21 protein-coding genes and 2 tRNA genes are annotated in these 15765 nt (G+C 61.6%); 18 read left to right on the top strand and 5 right to left on the bottom strand.

The window, feature by feature from the left end; translation table 11 throughout:
* From ACYCCG_RS02360 to ACYCCG_RS02330, 7 genes are all read left to right on the top strand, one after another.
* On the top strand, positions 1–476 hold a 476-nt coding region (locus ACYCCG_RS02360), incomplete at its 5' end, for a hypothetical protein (RefSeq protein WP_459669316.1).
* A gap of 10 nt (positions 477–486) precedes the next feature.
* The gene (locus ACYCCG_RS02355) at positions 487–1227 is read left to right on the top strand and encodes a hypothetical protein (protein WP_392529141.1); all 741 of its coding nucleotides are present in this window, start codon (positions 487–489) and stop codon (positions 1225–1227) included.
* Positions 1228–1322: 95 nt separating this feature from the next.
* Entirely contained in the window at positions 1323–1769 is a 447-nt protein-coding gene (locus ACYCCG_RS02350; RefSeq protein ID WP_459669315.1) for a structural protein P5, read from the top strand.
* Positions 1766–2257: a DUF2514 domain-containing protein gene (locus tag ACYCCG_RS02345; protein WP_459669313.1), complete on the top strand. Its 492-nt coding sequence runs from the start codon at positions 1766–1768 to the stop codon at positions 2255–2257. The genes ACYCCG_RS02350 and ACYCCG_RS02345 overlap by 4 nt, the downstream gene beginning before the upstream one ends.
* Positions 2258–2270: 13 nt before the next feature.
* Positions 2271–2495: a hypothetical protein gene (locus ACYCCG_RS02340; RefSeq protein WP_274297644.1), complete on the top strand. Its 225-nt coding sequence runs from the start codon at positions 2271–2273 to the stop codon at positions 2493–2495.
* Positions 2496–2597: 102 nt separating this feature from the next.
* A complete protein-coding gene (locus ACYCCG_RS02335; protein ID WP_392514109.1) occupies positions 2598–2921 on the top strand; it encodes a hypothetical protein in 324 nt (107 codons plus the stop codon).
* Positions 2918–3163 (top strand): pyocin activator PrtN family protein, encoded by a 246-nt coding sequence (locus ACYCCG_RS02330; RefSeq protein ID WP_101196078.1) that lies wholly within the window; start codon positions 2918–2920, stop codon positions 3161–3163. The genes ACYCCG_RS02335 and ACYCCG_RS02330 overlap by 4 nt, the downstream gene beginning before the upstream one ends.
* Positions 3164–3259: 96 nt before the next feature.
* On the opposite strand, the gene ACYCCG_RS02325 is transcribed toward ACYCCG_RS02330, so the two are convergent.
* Complete coding sequence (locus ACYCCG_RS02325) at positions 3260–3451, bottom strand: AlpA family phage regulatory protein (RefSeq protein ID WP_459669321.1); 192 nt, start codon at positions 3449–3451, stop codon at positions 3260–3262.
* 683 nt (positions 3452–4134) lie between these two features.
* Here ACYCCG_RS02325 and ACYCCG_RS02320 point away from each other — a divergent pair.
* The 4 genes from ACYCCG_RS02320 (at position 4135) to ACYCCG_RS02305 (ending at position 5724) form a co-directional block, all read left to right on the top strand.
* Positions 4135–4197 (top strand) — tRNA-OTHER (locus ACYCCG_RS02320).
* A gap of 171 nt (positions 4198–4368) precedes the next feature.
* Positions 4369–4445: transfer RNA gene (locus tag ACYCCG_RS02315), tRNA-Val, on the top strand.
* 131 nt (positions 4446–4576) lie between these two features.
* Positions 4577–5146, top strand: a complete 570-nt coding sequence (locus ACYCCG_RS02310) for an SPOR domain-containing protein (RefSeq protein WP_176683847.1) — start codon at positions 4577–4579, stop codon at positions 5144–5146.
* A 152-nt stretch (positions 5147–5298) separates the two neighbouring features.
* Complete coding sequence (locus ACYCCG_RS02305) at positions 5299–5724, top strand: GTP pyrophosphokinase (RefSeq protein WP_209965023.1); 426 nt, start codon at positions 5299–5301, stop codon at positions 5722–5724.
* Between the two features lie 3 nt (positions 5725–5727).
* Here ACYCCG_RS02305 and ACYCCG_RS02300 read toward each other — a convergent pair whose 3' ends face one another.
* The 3 genes from ACYCCG_RS02300 to ACYCCG_RS02290 all read right to left on the bottom strand — a co-directional run bounded on the left by ACYCCG_RS02300 (position 5728) and on the right by ACYCCG_RS02290 (position 7973).
* Positions 5728–6420: an endonuclease I family protein gene (locus ACYCCG_RS02300; RefSeq protein ID WP_339535281.1), complete on the bottom strand. Its 693-nt coding sequence runs from the start codon at positions 6418–6420 to the stop codon at positions 5728–5730.
* A gap of 6 nt (positions 6421–6426) precedes the next feature.
* Complete coding sequence (locus tag ACYCCG_RS02295; protein ID WP_004574330.1) at positions 6427–6669, bottom strand: DUF1654 domain-containing protein; 243 nt, start codon at positions 6667–6669, stop codon at positions 6427–6429.
* 215 nt (positions 6670–6884) lie between these two features.
* Positions 6885–7973 (bottom strand): asparaginase, encoded by a 1089-nt coding sequence (locus ACYCCG_RS02290; RefSeq protein ID WP_339442857.1) that lies wholly within the window; start codon positions 7971–7973, stop codon positions 6885–6887.
* Between the two features lie 400 nt (positions 7974–8373).
* On the opposite strand from ACYCCG_RS02290, the gene ACYCCG_RS02285 reads away from it, so the two are divergent.
* From ACYCCG_RS02285 to ACYCCG_RS02255, 7 genes are all read left to right on the top strand, one after another.
* Positions 8374–9333 (top strand): sugar ABC transporter substrate-binding protein, encoded by a 960-nt coding sequence (locus ACYCCG_RS02285; RefSeq protein ID WP_176683843.1) that lies wholly within the window; start codon positions 8374–8376, stop codon positions 9331–9333.
* Positions 9334–9353: 20 nt separating this feature from the next.
* A complete protein-coding gene (locus tag ACYCCG_RS02280) occupies positions 9354–10907 on the top strand; it encodes a sugar ABC transporter ATP-binding protein (protein WP_339535284.1) in 1554 nt (517 codons plus the stop codon).
* Positions 10904–11899, top strand: a complete 996-nt coding sequence (locus ACYCCG_RS02275; protein ID WP_176683841.1) for an ABC transporter permease — start codon at positions 10904–10906, stop codon at positions 11897–11899. Before ACYCCG_RS02280 ends, ACYCCG_RS02275 begins: the two co-directional genes overlap by 4 nt.
* A 4-nt stretch (positions 11900–11903) precedes the next feature.
* The gene (locus ACYCCG_RS02270) at positions 11904–12926 is read left to right on the top strand and encodes a LacI family DNA-binding transcriptional regulator (RefSeq protein ID WP_209965031.1); all 1023 of its coding nucleotides are present in this window, start codon (positions 11904–11906) and stop codon (positions 12924–12926) included.
* A gap of 15 nt (positions 12927–12941) precedes the next feature.
* Positions 12942–13850 carry a ribokinase gene (gene rbsK / locus ACYCCG_RS02265; RefSeq protein WP_209965033.1) on the top strand — a complete coding sequence of 303 codons (909 nt, stop codon included), beginning with the start codon at positions 12942–12944 and terminating at the stop codon, positions 13848–13850.
* Positions 13847–14245 (top strand): D-ribose pyranase, encoded by a 399-nt coding sequence (gene rbsD / locus ACYCCG_RS02260; RefSeq protein ID WP_021782774.1) that lies wholly within the window; start codon positions 13847–13849, stop codon positions 14243–14245. Before rbsK ends, rbsD begins: the two co-directional genes overlap by 4 nt.
* Positions 14246–14307: 62 nt before the next feature.
* Entirely contained in the window at positions 14308–15309 is a 1002-nt protein-coding gene (locus tag ACYCCG_RS02255) for a nucleoside hydrolase (RefSeq protein WP_459669308.1), read from the top strand.
* Here ACYCCG_RS02255 and ACYCCG_RS02250 read toward each other — a convergent pair.
* On the bottom strand, positions 15281–15493 hold the full coding sequence (locus ACYCCG_RS02250; protein WP_021782772.1) for a hypothetical protein: 213 nt from the start codon (positions 15491–15493) through the stop codon (positions 15281–15283). The two genes, ACYCCG_RS02255 and ACYCCG_RS02250, sit on opposite strands and share 29 nt — an antisense overlap.
* Positions 15494–15765: the final 272 nt, after the last annotated feature.

Below are 15765 nucleotides of genomic sequence, written 5' to 3'. Positions count from 1 at the left end.
TGCTTGGCGAGTATCGATCGCGCGCCATGTACGAAACGATGGTTCGCCGCTCTGGAAAGTGGCGGCCGTTGGAGCCTGTTAGTGTCGATTGGAAATCCCAGGCTATCGACATCAAGTTCCATGTTCCTCGTGGGGAGCTGGTCCTGGATAACGCTCTGGCCGCGTTGACGGCGAACTTCGGCTTCGACATTCGCGAGAACGGTAGCCTGGTCACCGATCTCATCAGCTCGGTCAGCGTTACGGCTTTCGATACTGTTCGCATCTCGCTTTCGCGCGCCGCTGCCCCGGACAGCACATTGAGCTACGGGCGAGGCCGACCTACCGATCCAAAGGCATCCGGCCCAGCCACCGGTGCCCGGGGCAACCTGCGGGACACACACGGCCTGTACGACCAGGTTCAGTCCCCGCTTGGCAACACGTTCGCATTGCACAACGCCTGTGTGATGTTCGAGTTCAACCGTAGTACTGGGTTTTAAGGAGTTAACAATGGGTGTCCGATTAGTTGCAAAGGGCGTTGATGCCGAGAGCGTGGCAACTGAATACGCCGCTCCAGTTCGTCGCGGGCTTGAAGCGGTGCATTTCTTGAATACTAGCCTAACCAAGGCTGGTCGAAATTTCGCTCCGGGCAAGGGGCAGAGCAAAGTGGTGGGAGCGCCGGTACCTCAAGCGGCTTACTTGAGCTGCAAGGGCACGGTGAATCTCATCGAAACTGCCATGGCCGAATCCGAGTCCATGACCATGTTCGTCATCGCCAGAACGGCGGCCGATGGATCGGTTGCGGCCGATCGGCCCATGTTCCTGGGCAACTATCAGGGTCAGGCTGGTGATGGCGGCGCCGCCTACGGTGTGAGCATCTACCTCTCGGCACTGAACCGCATCACCGCAACTGCAGGTTATGGCTCGGACGCCGGAACCAACACCAACGTCCTGGCTGGCGTGACCAAACCGGCGGTGGCGAACCTGTGGGGCCTGTACATGATCCAGGTTACCCCTACGGCTGTTGTGATGCGCGACCTCACCAGCGGGCTGACCCAAACGACCTCGGCATCGCTGCCGCGACGGCTGGCGACTGGCAAGATCAGGATCGGTAGCGGTCAGACCAACCTTCTTGGGGCATGTGACGTTGCTGTGTTCCAAGGGCATAGCGTTGCCCTCACCGAGACGGAAATCCAGACCACCGTAGCTGACCTGCGGGCCTACGCCGCGAGACGCGGGATCACCGTCTAAGCCTGATCAGTTCACACGACCGCCTTGAGCGGTTTTTTTGTGCCTGAAATTCATGCCGCCCGCCATGCGCGGGCTTTCTTTCGTCTGGAGAAACCATGTCCACACCGCGCGGCGTTCGCAATAACAACCCGGGCAACATCGATTTTAACCCCCGTAACGCGTGGCAGGGCCAGCTTGGCTTGGAGGTTGGCGTGGCCAACCCGCGCTTCGCCCGCTTTGACCAAGCAGAGAACGGAATCCGCGCCTTGGCCAAGCTGCTGCTCAACTATCGGGGCAAAGACGGCATGCCAGGCGTGGGCCGCCCTGGCATCGACACCCCACTGGAGTTCATCAGCCGCTGGGCCCCATCCAGCGAGAACAACACCCTGGCGTACGCGCAGGCCATTGCTAAGCGACTGGGCGTAGGCGTCCGCGACTCCATCGACATCTCCAAGCCGCAAGTGCTGCGGGAGGCAGTGGTCAGCATCATCGCCCACGAGAACGGCGGCAATCCCTACAAGGCCGAGGTGATCGACGAAGGCATCCGGAGGGCCTTGGCATGAAGGGCTGGGCCGTACTGGCAGTTGCCGTGCTGCTGGCATCCCATTGGGCCGCTTACCAGCACGGCCGCTCGGTTGAGCGAGCGAACGCCGGGCAGGCGTCAGCGCAGCGAGACAGCGGCGACCGGCTTGCCGAGGTGATCGGCGAGCGAGGCGCCCGGAAGGAAGAACAACGTCGCGCCCAGGCGCAGGAGGAAGCGAGAGCCTATGCTCAGGAAGAACGAACGATTGCTGATGCTGGCGCTGCTGACGCCGATGTTGCTGGCCAGCGGCTGCGCAGTGAAGCCTCCCATCTCGCTGCCGCCGTCAGTTGCCCCGGCCCGGATACCGCCGCTGTCGCCCGAGGCCAGGCAGCCACCCGCGCCGCCCTGGTGCTCTCCGACCTGCTCTCACGGGCTGATGCTCGAGCGGGAGAACTGGCGAAAGCTTATGACCAAGCCCGAATAGCAGGTGATCTATGCGAGGCGTCCTATAATGCCCTGATCAATTGATCGGGGCAGGGAAGTGGACAAGCGCACCTTCATAGGGATGGTTGAGGCCGGCGAGCCGCTGATTCAGCAGGCTGTCGACGCCCTGCGGGAGTATCACCAGGCCCAGGATCGCGGCGCGCCGGCGGAGGAGATCGAGCGCCTGCGTCTGCTGGCTGAGTCGCTGTTCCAGGTCGTGTCCGATTACCAGCTCCGCGTCATCGCCAAGGCCAGAGGCAAGGATTTGCCACCACTGCATTAATCTGGCTTTTTGCCTGGGTGGTCCTGCCGACAGAATGCTCTAGCCCCGTTCGTCCATCCCCGATAAAACTAGTGCTCCAGATCTGCTGACGAGTGGACGGCGATGGCCAAGGAACATCAGATCCTCCCGCGTATCCTGAGATGCCGGGCAGCTCCTAGCTACCTAGGCATGTGTAAGGACGAATTCAACAAGACGGTACGACCTTATGTCAGAGAGTTCCGTATCGGCGTTCAAGGCGTCGGCTTTGATCGCTACGAGCTCGACGATTGGGTTGATGCCTACGTGGCCAAGCACTCGATTGGGAACAAGCCAAGGTTCGTAGCGGAATCGTCGGCACGCCAGCCCCGTGAATCGTCAACTTATCAAGGTCTCACTTTTAAAGAGACTCTTGAGCTTGTCGCGCCCAAGAAAAGGAAGAAGGTATGAAAACTGCATTCATCCTAATGGCTCAGTACGATGGTCTTGCCGTCATACCACTGGGGCGTGTATGCGCTGACTACTTTCCTCATCTCAGCCCGACAAAAATGAAGATCAAGATTGCCTGCGGTGAAATTCGCTTGCCGCTTATAGCCATGGAGCGCAGTCAGAAGTCATCTCGGGGTGTGCACGTGGCTGACTTGGCAGAGTATATTGATGCCCGCCGGGCAGAGGCCCAGAAAGGGATGTAATCAGGGTCGCTGCGGGGCCTTTGACATTCGTGCAGCGAAGCGCCGGCCGTGATCATGATGATTCCCGCAGCGACCGAATCCATCATATCGCTGCTTTCATAGATGGCCCTTGTTGGCCGACGAAGCGCTATCCACGACGGATGTCATCCATTCCGAAATGCTCGACTGGAGCCAGGCGACGGATTTCGGCCCCAAGTGAACCTGTCGTGGGAAGGTACCTTCGCGCATTCGGGTGTATATGGTGTTCCTTCCCAGCCCCGTCGCGGATATCACCTCATCAATCCGCATGAAGCGATCAGTCGCTGCTGAAATCATACAGACCTCCGGCCCCCAATTGGCTACCTCACCCTGATAAGCGTGGGAGGTGGTTTCCGCTTGCGCCCAGGCTTCGATTGCTTTCCGCCAGTTTGTTCCCACTCCTTGAGAAACGTCCTGACGGACTCAAGCCTCCAGCAGGTCCGATGCCCCTGCTTGAAAGATGGAGGTAGCCATGCTGCCTGCGCCTGTAAGGCGCTACGTATCGCGGATTCGGAACGGCCGAGTAGCATGGCCATTTCAGGGATATGGATAATTTCAGGATCCATAATCGTCACCTCACGGGCATGTCTGCTCGCGTAGAAATCACACCCAGTTTGGCGCGAGAGCCAGCCGGCGGCAATTGTTCACACGGGATGTCCGACGAAGGTGCTGGGGTTGCGGCGGTTAGGTCCAAGCGCTGGCGGCGCAGCGCCTACAGCGATTTCGGCGTGTCAGTTAACGATCGGCGTCCAGCACCTTCACGATGGTTTCGTGGAAACCTGCGCCACAAAATGGAGAGCCTCGTTTTTGTGGCGCGGTCGACATGGAGCATATTTTTTACGCCGAGTCGATTTGCAAAACCCTACGCTAAGTTCTTGATTGTAATGGGCCATATTGGCCATTTTTCATGGAGTCAGCAATCCCGATATTCCTATGTAAATCAATCGGTTACCAGGTATGTAACATCCACCTTGACATGGTGGGGGTCGTTGGTTCGAGTCCAATTGTGCCTACCAAATCGAAAAAGGGGTGATCCGAAAGGGTCACCCCTTTTTTCATTGTCCATTGCCATGTGTGTCGAAAACCGCGGTATGGGCACGAAGCGCTTGCATGCGAAAGTTTTTGATTTTTCTCAAAAAAAAGCTTTACAGGTGCGTATCGGATCACTAATATGCGCACCACACGACAGGCACATAGCTCAGTTGGTTAGAGCACCACCTTGACATGGTGGGGGTCGTTGGTTCGAGTCCAATTGTGCCTACCAAATCGAAAAAGGGCGATCAGAAATGATCGCCCTTTTTGCATTTGCGCCCGAAGCAGCGTGTAACGTTTGGTCGCGGTTCGGGCATACCCCGGCGTGCTAGAATCCGCCCCTTCGAATCTGGAGGTACACGCGTGCGCAAACTGGCTGTGGTAATGGCAGTGCTCGCCCTGGCGGGCTGTGAGAACGAGGTCGAAGGCGTGCACAAGCAGGTGGCCGAACACCTGAACAACCCCAAGACCGCCAAGTTCGGCAACGTGCGGATCGACACCCAGGGCACCATCTGCGGTCAGGTCCGCGGCAAGGACGATGCCGGGCAGTACGAAGCCTACCGCAGTTATGTGGCGATCAAGCGCGACGGCCAGTACGACATCATCGTTGACGATACCGGCAATAACCTGCGTATCCGCGAGCTTTGCGGCGGTGCCGACCTGCAGCGGCGTGCCGAGGCCCTGGCAGACCAGCCGGCGCCCCAGGGTTGGGATGTGGAAGTGGTGCAGGGCGCCAACATGGGTGCCCTCAGCGACATGACGGCGCGCCTGATCGAAAAGGGCATCCCGTCTTCGGTGGAGTACCGCGACGGCAAGCCAGTGGTGCTGCTGGGGCCGTTCCCCACCCGCGAAGAGGCGCAAGCGCGCAGGGACGAAGTGATGGCCAAGCTGGGTACCGATTCGGTGGTCATCCAGCACGGCGCATCACGCTAGGGTCTGTTTTCAACGCAGCATGAACAAGTATCAAGGCTTTTCCTGCAGAGTCTAAGCCTGGGCGGAGGCGGCGCAGCAAAGGCTTGTGTCAGGCGCCGTTCACACAAGTTTGGCTATGCTTGGGTGGGTAGCGGCCAAACGGGGAGGGCCTCATGTCTACACTGGAGCGTGCCATTGCCGTGGCCGCCAGGGCGCATGAAGGGCAATACGATAAGGGTGGGGCGGCTTATATCCTCCACCCGTTACGCGTGATGATGCGGGTTACCACACCTGAACAGCGGATTGTGGCGGTGCTTCACGATGTGATCGAAGACACCCCGCTGACCCTGTCTGACCTGGCGCGCGAGGGCTTCGCGCTGAAAATCCTGGCCGCGTTGCTGGCGCTTAGCCGCCGCGAGGGCGAGCCTTACCAGGATTTCGTGGTGCGCCTGGGTGATGACCCGTTGGCGCGCACCGTCAAGCTGGCCGATCTGGCCGACAACAGTGACCTCTCGCGCATCCCCTGCCCGGGCCCCGCCGACCTGGCGCGGCTGGCCCGTTACCGGGAGGCCAGCGCCTATTTACAAGCGCTGGCCTGAGGATCAACCGCACGCTTTGAGGTTGACCGGCCCTACGAACGCGTTTCCCCGCCCCATCACGCAGGCGACCTGTTGGTTGCGTTGCCGCTCCCAGGCTTGCGGCGGGTAGGTCTTGTTCCAGGCTTCGAACAGCTGGCGGTCCTGTTTGGACAGGCGCAGGTTGTACTGCTTGCTCATGTAGAAGTAGGTGCGGGCGATCATGCCGCGGATCGATGGGCGCGGCATCACTTTCCTGGCCTTGAAATCGACCTGGGTCAGGCAGCGGCCATACTGGCCGCGTTGCTCCGGCAGCCAGCCGAAACTGAAGTTGCTGCGGTCGCCGTTGACCTCACCGATGCTTGGCACCAGGTTGTGCAGGTCGGCTTCGGCGCGCTGGTACACTTCGTCATGCTGCGAGCACTGCTTGCGCCCGCCACTCTGCCAGCATTGGCGCTGATGGCCGATCTGCCAGGCGGGTACGATGTGTTCCCATTCGATGCGCGAGGCGCGCCGGGCATTCTTGCGCGGGGTATAGCCGCAGGACGCCAAGTCGACCTTGTTGCCCTTGTATTTGCACCCGCAATAGAACTCGGTCGATTGCGGTGCATAGAGCTTCCAGGCGACCTTCTTGGCCTCCTGGAAGGTACGCGGGGCGTCGGCCTGGGCAAGTGGCGTGGTCAGTAACAGGCAAGCGGCTGCGAAAAGCGAAACTCTCATGCGCAGTCAGTCTTCCTTTGGTACGGTCCAGAAAATCTGCACGCCGCCATCGTCGCGGTGGGCGAGGGTGACGTTGTCGTTCTCGGCGATCTCCTGAAGCAGAGTTTCCCAGTCATCCGGGCTTTCCTGTTCCAGGCGGAAGATCAGCGCCGCGCGGCTGCGCTGGGCGGTTGGGCTGTTGATGATCTTCTGGATGCGTACACCCAGCTGTTCATAGCTGCTCGGGGTGGCGGAGGCGGTGCTGGACACAGGAATTCCCTTGTTTTTGCTGTATGCACGTACAGTATTTCACTGTAAGTAATTTCGCAACTGCTTGTCAGGAGAAATCCAGGGTTGGCCTGTAAACCATGAGGCCGGTCAGAAAGGTAAGCGATGTCGCCGGTTTGTACCCTCAGTATCTGTGCGGTTCAGGAGAGGGCAGTGAGGCCCTCAGAGCCGGAGAGCCGGCTCTGAGGGAGGAGCACTCAGTACTCCCAGAAGATGCGCTGCAGCTCCTTGCTGTCCTGGGTCTTGGTCATTGCCACCATCGCCAGGATCCGCGCCTTCTGCGGGTTCAGGTCGTGAGCCACGACCCAGTCGTTCTTGTCATCCGGCTGTTCGGCGTTACGCAGTACGAAACCACCCTGGTTGACATGCGACGAGCGGATGATCTGCACGCCGTTCTTGCGCAGTTCCTGCAGCGCCGGGACAACTCGCGACGATACCGAACCGTTGCCGGTACCGGCATGGATCAGCGCCTTGGCGCCGTTCTGTGCCAGGGCCTTGTAGGCGGTGTCGGTGACGTTGCCATAGCCATAGGCAATGTCCACCTGTGGCAGGCTGCTGATCTGCTTGATGTCGAACTCGGAATTGACCGTATGGCGCTTGGCCGGCAGGCGGAACCAGTACGATTTGCCTTCCACTACCATGCCCATCGGGCCCCAGGTGCTCTTGAAGGCTTCAGTCTTGATGTTGACCGTCTTGCTCACGTCGCGGCCGGACTGGATCTCGTCGTTCATGGTCACCAGCACGCCCTTGCCGCGCGACTGCTTGTCGCTGGCTACGGCCACGGCGTTGTACAGGTTGAGCATGCCGTCGGCGGACATGGCGGTGCCCGGGCGCATCGAGCCGACCACCACGATTGGCTTGTCGGTCTTCTCTACCAGGTTGAGGAAGTAGGCGGTTTCTTCGAGAGTGTCGGTGCCGTGGGTGATGACGATACCGTCGACGTCCTTGCTTTCGGCCAGCTCGGCGACGCGCTTGCCCAGTTTCAGCAGGTCGTCATTGCTGATGCTCTCGGAGGCGATCTGCATGACTTGTTCGCCGCGTACGTTGGCGATGTCGGCCAGTTCCGGCACGCCGGCGATGAGCTTGTCGACGCCCAGCTTGGCAGCCTGGTAAGTGGCGCTGTTGGCAGCGCTGGCGCCGGCGCCGGCAATGGTGCCGCCGGTGGCGAGGATGACCACGTTGGCCAGCTTCTGTTGGGTTTCGGCTTCTTTGGCCGAGGCACTGGTTGGCAGGATCAGCAGCAGGGCGAGTGCGCTGGGGGCGAAGGTTTTCAGTGCGGCATTCATCGTTATTGTTCTCGCTTCCTAGTGAGTTAGTTATTGAGTCGCGCGGGGCTACAGGCATTTTTCGTACCAAGGCGCCACGTGCGCCAGGGTTGGGACGGCCGTGCGTTGCAATGGGCTGTGTAGCAGCCCCGGCAATGCGCGGTGTTGCACCGGGTCGGGGGCGCCGCGCGACGCATTCGTGACGCGAGACCGCACCTGAAAAAAGGGGGGCTGCATTCGCAATTCCGAACAAAAAAAGGTAAAGGTGTTCGGTTTTTCGGAAAATCTGCATAATCGGTCCCAGCAGCACTCTGGCCTCCGATAGCCAAACGGATTTGACAAACAACGGTCCTGTTACCATAGTTGGTCAACGCAAACGTTTGCGATCCGATAAAAAACACAAGATTCGGAGTCATCGTCCATGAAGCTGCCGTTCCCCGGTCGTCTGCTGGCCTTCGCTGTCATTTCCTCGCTTAGCCTCGTCTTGCCATTGTCTGCTGCTCACGCCGAAGACAAGCCCAAGGTCGCCCTTGTCATGAAGTCGCTGGCCAACGAGTTCTTCCGCACCATGGAAGACGGCGCCAAGGATTACCAGAAAACCCACGCCGACGAGTTCGACCTGATCGCCAACGGCATCAAGAACGAAACCGACACTGGCGAGCAGATCCGCATCGTCGAGCAGATGGTCAATGCCGGCGCCAAGGCCCTGGTCATTGCGCCGGCTGACTCGAAGGCACTTGTGTCGGCGGTGAAGAAGGCCATGGACCAGGGCGTGGTGGTGATCAATATCGACAATCGTCTTGACCCTGATCTGCTCAAGAGCAAAGGCATCAGCGTTCCCTTCGTCGGCCCCGACAACCGCAAGGGCGCGCGTCTGGTTGGCGATTACCTGGCCAGCCAGAAACTCAAGGCCGGCGACCAGGTGGGTATTATCGAAGGGGTGCCGACCACCACCAATGCCCAGCAGCGCACCGCCGGCTTCAAGGACGCCATGAATGCCGCGCAGATGAACATCGTCTCGGTACAAAGCGGCAATTGGGAGATCGACAAAGGCAACGCCGTCGCTGCCTCCATGCTCAACGAATACCCCGACCTGAAGGCCTTGCTGGCTGGCAACGACAGCATGGCGCTGGGCGCTGTGTCCGCCGTGCGTGCCGCTGGCAAGACAGGCCAGGTGCAAGTGGTGGGCTATGACAACATCAATGCCATCAAGCCAATGCTTGCAGACGGTCGCGTGCTTGCCACCCTCGACCAGGCCGCCAGCCAGCAGGCGGTGTACGGCATTCAGGCGGCGCTGAAAATGGTCAAGGGCGAAAAACCTGATGTGGATGCCGACAATGTCATCCAGACCCCGGTCGAACTCATCACCAAGAAGCCCTGATGCCGCCAGGAGAATCGGCCATGCCTGCATCGGCCAATGAAGTGGTGCTTGCCGCCAGCGGCCTGGGCAAGACCTATGCCCAGCCCGTGCTCGGCGAGGTCAGCCTGAACCTGCGCGCCGGTGAAGTGCTGGCCCTGACCGGCGAGAACGGCGCTGGCAAGAGCACGTTGTCCAAGCTCATCAGTGGCCTGGAGGTGCCCACCACCGGGCACATGACCTACCGCGGCCAGGCCTACGCGCCCGGCAGTCGCGGCGAGGCCGAACGCCTTGGGGTGCGCATGGTCATGCAGGAGTTGAACCTGCTGCCGACGCTGACCGTGGCGGAAAACCTGTTTCTCGACAACCTGCCCAGCCGTTTCGGCTGGATCAGCCACAAGCGCCTGCGCCAACTGGCAATGGCCGCCATGGCCCGGGTCGGGCTCGACGCCATCGACCCGGACACCCCGGTCGGCGAGCTGGGCATCGGCCATCAGCAGATGGTCGAGATTGCCCGCAACCTGATCGGTGACTGCCATGTGCTGATCCTGGACGAGCCCACTGCCATGCTCACTGCGCGCGAGGTGGCGTTGCTGTTCACCCAGATCGAGCGTCTGCGCGCCCGCGGCGTGGCCATCGTCTATATCTCGCATCGCCTGGAAGAGTTGCAGCGTGTGGCCCAACGCATCGTTGTACTGCGCGATGGCAAGCTGGTGTGCGACGAGCCGATCCAGCGCTACAGCAGCGCCGAGCTGGTGAACCTGATGGTCGGCCGCGAGCTGGGCGAGCATATTGACCTGGGCCGACGGCAGATGGGGGCACCGCTGCTCAAGGTCGACAAGTTGTGCCGCGGCGACAAAGTGCGCGAGGTGTCGTTCGAAGTCAGGGCAGGGGAGATTTTTGGCATCTCCGGCCTGATCGGCGCCGGCCGTACCGAGCTGCTGCGCCTGATCTACGGTGCCGATCGCGCCGACAGCGGCGGTATCGCGCTGGGCCAGCCGCCGCAGGCGGTAAACATCGACTCGCCCAAGGCTGCAGTGCGGGCCGGTATCGCGCTGATAACCGAAGACCGCAAGGGCGAGGGCCTGCTGTTGACGCAGTCGATCAGCGCCAACATTGCGTTGGGCAACCTGGGCGCGGTATCGCGGGCCGGCGTGCTCGATGGCGAGGCGGAAAAGGCCTTGGCCGAACGCCAGATCCAGGCCATGCGCATTCGCAGTGCTGGCGCGCAGCAAGTGGTGGGTGAGCTGTCTGGCGGTAACCAGCAGAAGGTGGTGATTGGCCGCTGGCTGGAGCGCGATTGCCAGGTGCTGCTGTTCGACGAACCCACGCGTGGCATCGATGTGGGCGCCAAGTTCGACATCTATGGCCTGTTGGCCGAGCTGGCGCGTCAAGGCAAGGCCTTGGTGGTGGTGTCCAGTGACCTGCGCGAACTGATGCTGATTTGCGACCGCATCGCCGTGCTGTCCGCCGGCCGCCTGATCGACACCTTCGCGCGTGATCATTGGAGCCAGGACCAGTTGCTTGCCGCCGCCTTCGCCGGTTATCAGAAACGTGACGCGCTGCTGCATGATGCAGCCCCCAGGATGGATGCATGAAAACCACCCCGCTAAACAACCCGGGCGCCGCCCCCGTGCGCCGCAGCGGTACGTACTTTGGCCTGGGCACCTACCTGGGCCTGGCTGGCGCCTTGCTGGCGATGATTGTGCTGTTCTCGTTCCTCAGCAGCCACTTCTGGTCGTATGGCACCTTCAGCACGCTGGCCAACCAGATCCCGGACCTGATGGTGCTGGCGGTGGGCATGACCTTCGTGCTGATCATCGGCGGCATCGACCTGTCGGTGGGTTCGGTGCTGGCGCTGGCCGCCTCGACGGTGAGCGTGGCGATACTCGGCTGGGGCTGGGGCGTGCTGCCCTCGGCGCTGCTGGGCATGGCCGTGGCCGCGCTGGCCGGCAGCATTACCGGTAGCGTCACCGTGGCCTGGCGCATCCCGTCGTTCATCGTTTCGCTTGGTGTGCTGGAGATGGCCCGTGGCCTGGCCTACCAGTTCACCGACTCGCGCACCGCCTATATCGGCGATGCCTATGCCTGGTTCTCCAACCCGGTCGCCTTTGGTGTTTCGCCAGCGTTCATCATCGCCTTGTTGGTGATCGTGCTCGCCCAGTTGGTCCTGACGCGCACGGTATTCGGTCGTTACCTGATCGGTATCGGCACCAACGAAGAGGCCGTGCGCCTGGCCGGTATCGATCCGCGCCCCTACAAAGTGCTGGTGTTCGCCCTGATGGGCCTGCTCGCCGGCCTGGCCGCGCTGTTCCAGATCTCGCGGCTGGAAGCGGCCGACCCCAATGCCGGCTCTGGCCTGGAGCTGCAGGTCATTGCCGCCGTCGTGATCGGCGGCACCAGCCTGATGGGTGGGCGTGGCTCGGTCATCAGCACCTTCTTTGGCGTACTGATCATTTCCGTATTGGCCGCCGGGCTGGCGCAGATCGGCGCCAGCGAGCCGACCAAACGTATCATCACCGGGGCGGTGATCGTCATCGCCGTGGTGCTCGACACTTACCGTAGCCGGCGCGCGGGCCGGCGGAACTGACAACATGGCAACCATCAAAGACGTCGCGGCACTGGCGGGTATTTCTTATACCACTGTGTCCCATGTACTCAACAAGACCCGTCCGGTCAGCGAGCAGGTGCGGCTGAAAGTGGAAGCCGCCATCATCGAACTGGATTACGTGCCCAGTGCGGTGGCGCGCTCGCTGAAGGCGCGCAGCACGGCCACCATCGGGCTGTTGGTGCCCAACAGCGTCAACCCGTACTTTGCCGAGCTGGCGCGGGGTATCGAAGACGCCTGCGAGCGCAACGGCTATTGCGTGATTCTGTGCAATTCCGACGACAACCCGCAGAAGCAGCGCAGCTACCTGCGCGTGCTGCTGGAAAAGCGCATCGACGGGCTGGTAGTGGCCTCGGTGGGCCAGGACGACGACCTGCTGCAAAGCCTGGCCAGTGTGCGCACGCCAATGGTCATCGTCGACCGTGAGCTGGAAGGCGTCGATGCCGACCTGGTGCGTATTGACCACGAGCAGGGGGCATACCTGGCCACCCGGCATTTGCTGGAACTTGGCCATCGCGACGTCGCCTATATCGGCGGTCCCGCCGAAACCGGGGTTACCCAGCTGCGCCTGAGCGGCTTCCGCCGTGCCATGGCCGAAGCCGGGGCGCCTGTGCCGGGCAGCCGTGTACTGCACTGCGACTTCACCAGCCCGGGTGGCCATGCGGCGGCGGCGCAGGTGCTGGAAGGCAAGCGGCCCTCGGCGATTTTTGCCGGCAACGACATGATCGGCTTTGGTGTGCTGCGGGCTGCAGCCGAACGCAATATCAGCGTACCCGGCGCGCTGTCGGTGATCGGCTTCGACGACATCGAGCTCAGCCGCTACGTGTACCCGCCACTGACCACGGTGGGCCAGTCGATCCGCGAGCTGGGCGAAAGCGCTGCCTCGTTGCTGCTGACGCGTATCGCTACGCCCCGGCAAGGCGCAGCGGAGCAGCGCATTGTCGCCCCGCGTATCGTCTTGCGTGAGTCCACCGGGCCGCGCCCGGACCTGTTCAATGATTACCGCTAACGCTAAGGAAACGTCATGAATGCCAAGGTTGTGGTGGTCGGCAGCCTCAATATGGACTTGGTGGCTCGCGCCCAGCGCCTGCCTCGGGCCGGCGAAACACTCCCCGGCGATAGCTTTTTCACGGTACCGGGCGGCAAGGGTGCCAACCAGGCCGTGGCGGCTGCGCGGCTGGGCGGCAGCGTGGCGATGATCGGCAATGTTGGGGATGATGATTACGGTCGGCAACTGCACCGGGCCTTGTATGTCGAGGGGATCGACTGTCAGGGCGTCAGCACCTGCCCAGGTGTGTCCAGCGGTGTGGCGCTGATCACGGTGGATGCTGCCAGCCAGAACTGTATTGTCATCATTCCCGGCGCCAACGGCCTGCTGACGCCGCAGTCGGTGCTGCGCTTCGATGCGCTGCTGCAGGCCGCCGAGGTGGTCATCTGCCAACTGGAAGTGCCGACTGACACTGTGGCTTGCACGCTGGCCAGGGCGCGTGAACTGGGCAAGCAGGTCATCCTGAACCCGGCGCCTGCTACCGGCCCCTTGCCAGCGGACTGGTTTGCGCATATCGATTACCTTACCCCTAACGAAAGCGAGGCCGAAGCCTTGACCGGTGTGGCGGTGACCGATCAGGACAGTGCCCGGCGCGCCGGCGAGTGCTTGCTGCAGCTGGGGGCAGGCAAAGTGATCATTACCTTGGGTGCGCAAGGTGCCTTGCTGGTTACCGCCCAAGGCCATCAGCACTATCCTGCGCCGCACGTGCAACCGCTGGACACTACCGCTGCCGGCGATACCTTCATTGGTGGCTTTGCTGCCGGCCTGGTACGTGGGTTGGAGGAGGGTGAGGCGATCATCTTTGGTCAGCGTGCCGCAGCATTGTCGGTTACCCGTGCCGGTGCCCAACCGTCGATTCCCTACCTGGCGGAGCTGACGCCATGAAGAAAACCCCACTGTTGAACGTTGCCCTGTCGCGGGTCATTGCCGGCATGGGGCATGGCGATATCCTGGTGATCGGCGATGCCGGGCTGCCGGTGCCGCCGGGGGTGGAATTTATCGACCTGGCCATTACGCCTGGCCTGCCGGACTTCGCCAGCGTGCTGCGAGTGGTGCTGAGCGAATTGCAGGTTGAGCGGCACGTGCTGGCTGAAGAAATGCAAAAAGTGGTGCCACCCGCGCTGGTCGAAATCGAGCGATTGAAGGGCAAGCTGGGCAAGCGCGAATGGCTGGCCCATGAGGATTTCAAAGTGCTTTCGCGCAGTGCCCGTGCGGTGGTGCGTACAGGCGAGTGCCAGCCCTACAGCAACATTGCACTCATCTCCGGCGTCACCTTTTAGCCGTTTCCACAAAAGACACCGGGGGGCAAACGAATGATTCATAGGCAACAGGAGTGCCACCCATGCTCAAGTCCCTGCTACAAGGAATCGTCTTCATGGCCACAGCCTCGACCCTCCAGGCCGCACCCATCGACCTGATCATTGACACCGATCCCGGCGCCGACGATGTGGTTGCGCTGTTTCTGGCCATGGCTTCGCCCAAAGAGCTCAATATCCGCGCCATCACCACCGTGGCCGGCAACGTGCGCCTGGACAAGACCTCGCGCAATGCCCGTCTGGCCCGCGAATGGGCCGGGCGCGAAGACATCCCGGTGTACGCCGGTGCCGGCCGCCCATTGGTGCGCACGCCTATCTACGCCGCCGACGTTCATGGCGAAGAAGGCCTCACCGGTGTCCAGGTGCACGAGCCGAAAGCGCCCTTGGCCCAGGGCAATGCCGTGCAATACCTGGTCGATACCCTCGGCGCAGCCAAACCGCACAGCATCACCGTCGCCATGCTCGGCCCGCAGACCAACCTGGCCCTGGCGCTGATCCAGCGCCCAGGCATCGTCAAAGGCATCAAAGAGGTGGTGGTCATGGGGGGAGCGCATTTCAACGGCGGCAACATCACCCCGGTGGCGGAGTTCAACCTCTATGCCGACCCGCACGCCGCCGAAGTGGTGCTGGCCAGCGGCGTGCAGCTGACCTACCTGCCTCTGGACGTCACCCACAAGCTGCTGACCAGCAACGCCCGCCTGACGCAACTGGCAGCCGTGAACAACCAGGCCAGCAAGCGCGTGGTGGACATCCTCAATGCCTACATCACCCACGACATGGACCTGTACGGCATGCCCGGTGGCTCTGTGCATGACGCCAGTGTCATCGCCTACCTGTTAAAGCCCGAGCTGTTCAGTGGCCGGCGCATCCACATGAGCATCGACAGCCGCGAAGGGCCCACTTTCGGCCAGACAATTGCGGACTGGTACGGCGTGCTCAAGCAGCCAGCGAATGTGCTGTGGGTGGAGCAGGGTGATGCCCAGGGGCTGTTCGACCTGCTCAGTGCCCGCCTGGCGCGATTGGAATAGCTGCGTGCGGCGCGTAGCGCTCGAACACCTGGTCGATGAAGCTGCGTGCCGCCTCGGCACCGTTGTCGCGCACCAACAGGTCGATGGCGATCAACAGCAACTCTTCCGGAGTGCCAGGGCTGTACGCGCTCTGGCCCTCGGCCCATTTGACCTTGATATCGGCATCGATGCTGTGGGTGCTCATGAAAAGCTCTCGCTGGGGGCCCGGAACGAAGGAAGAACACCTGACCCTGGTGTTCGATGGAGGCGGGATGCGCTCCACTTCTTGCAGCAAATCATGGCTTTGCGCCGGTGACCGTGCGGGCTAAGCATATGGCAAACACAGCACGTTGTGCAAAATCCGGTCACGATTGCTTTTCGCCTCCCTGCTACAGTTCAGGCAGACTTGACAGGTTTTGCAACAAATGATGAGCGGAGCTGTCGGATCAGGCAGTTCCCGGACCGATTTAGGAGGCT

Source organism: Pseudomonas sp. VEM90 (assembly GCF_054611535.1).
This window is presented reverse-complemented; position numbering and strand designations above follow the sequence as displayed.

Coding starts and splice junctions, on each gene's coding strand:
- ACYCCG_RS02355 (WP_392529141.1), top strand. CDS start 487: ATGGGTGTCCGATTAGTTGCAAAGGGCGTTGATGCCGAGAGCGTGGCA.
- ACYCCG_RS02350 (WP_459669315.1), top strand. CDS start 1,323: ATGTCCACACCGCGCGGCGTTCGCAATAACAACCCGGGCAACATCGAT.
- ACYCCG_RS02345 (WP_459669313.1), top strand. CDS start 1,766: ATGAAGGGCTGGGCCGTACTGGCAGTTGCCGTGCTGCTGGCATCCCAT.
- ACYCCG_RS02335 (WP_392514109.1), top strand. CDS start 2,598: ATGGCCAAGGAACATCAGATCCTCCCGCGTATCCTGAGATGCCGGGCA.
- ACYCCG_RS02330 (WP_101196078.1), top strand. CDS start 2,918: ATGAAAACTGCATTCATCCTAATGGCTCAGTACGATGGTCTTGCCGTC.
- ACYCCG_RS02325 (WP_459669321.1), bottom strand. CDS start 3,451: ATGCGGATTGATGAGGTGATATCCGCGACGGGGCTGGGAAGGAACACC.
- ACYCCG_RS02305 (WP_209965023.1), top strand. CDS start 5,299: ATGTCTACACTGGAGCGTGCCATTGCCGTGGCCGCCAGGGCGCATGAA.
- ACYCCG_RS02300 (WP_339535281.1), bottom strand. CDS start 6,420: ATGAGAGTTTCGCTTTTCGCAGCCGCTTGCCTGTTACTGACCACGCCA.
- ACYCCG_RS02290 (WP_339442857.1), bottom strand. CDS start 7,973: ATGAATGCCGCACTGAAAACCTTCGCCCCCAGCGCACTCGCCCTGCTG.
- ACYCCG_RS02285 (WP_176683843.1), top strand. CDS start 8,374: ATGAAGCTGCCGTTCCCCGGTCGTCTGCTGGCCTTCGCTGTCATTTCC.
- ACYCCG_RS02280 (WP_339535284.1), top strand. CDS start 9,354: ATGCCTGCATCGGCCAATGAAGTGGTGCTTGCCGCCAGCGGCCTGGGC.
- ACYCCG_RS02275 (WP_176683841.1), top strand. CDS start 10,904: ATGAAAACCACCCCGCTAAACAACCCGGGCGCCGCCCCCGTGCGCCGC.
- ACYCCG_RS02270 (WP_209965031.1), top strand. CDS start 11,904: ATGGCAACCATCAAAGACGTCGCGGCACTGGCGGGTATTTCTTATACC.
- rbsK (WP_209965033.1), top strand. CDS start 12,942: ATGAATGCCAAGGTTGTGGTGGTCGGCAGCCTCAATATGGACTTGGTG.
- rbsD (WP_021782774.1), top strand. CDS start 13,847: ATGAAGAAAACCCCACTGTTGAACGTTGCCCTGTCGCGGGTCATTGCC.
- ACYCCG_RS02255 (WP_459669308.1), top strand. CDS start 14,308: ATGCTCAAGTCCCTGCTACAAGGAATCGTCTTCATGGCCACAGCCTCG.
- ACYCCG_RS02250 (WP_021782772.1), bottom strand. CDS start 15,493: ATGAGCACCCACAGCATCGATGCCGATATCAAGGTCAAATGGGCCGAG.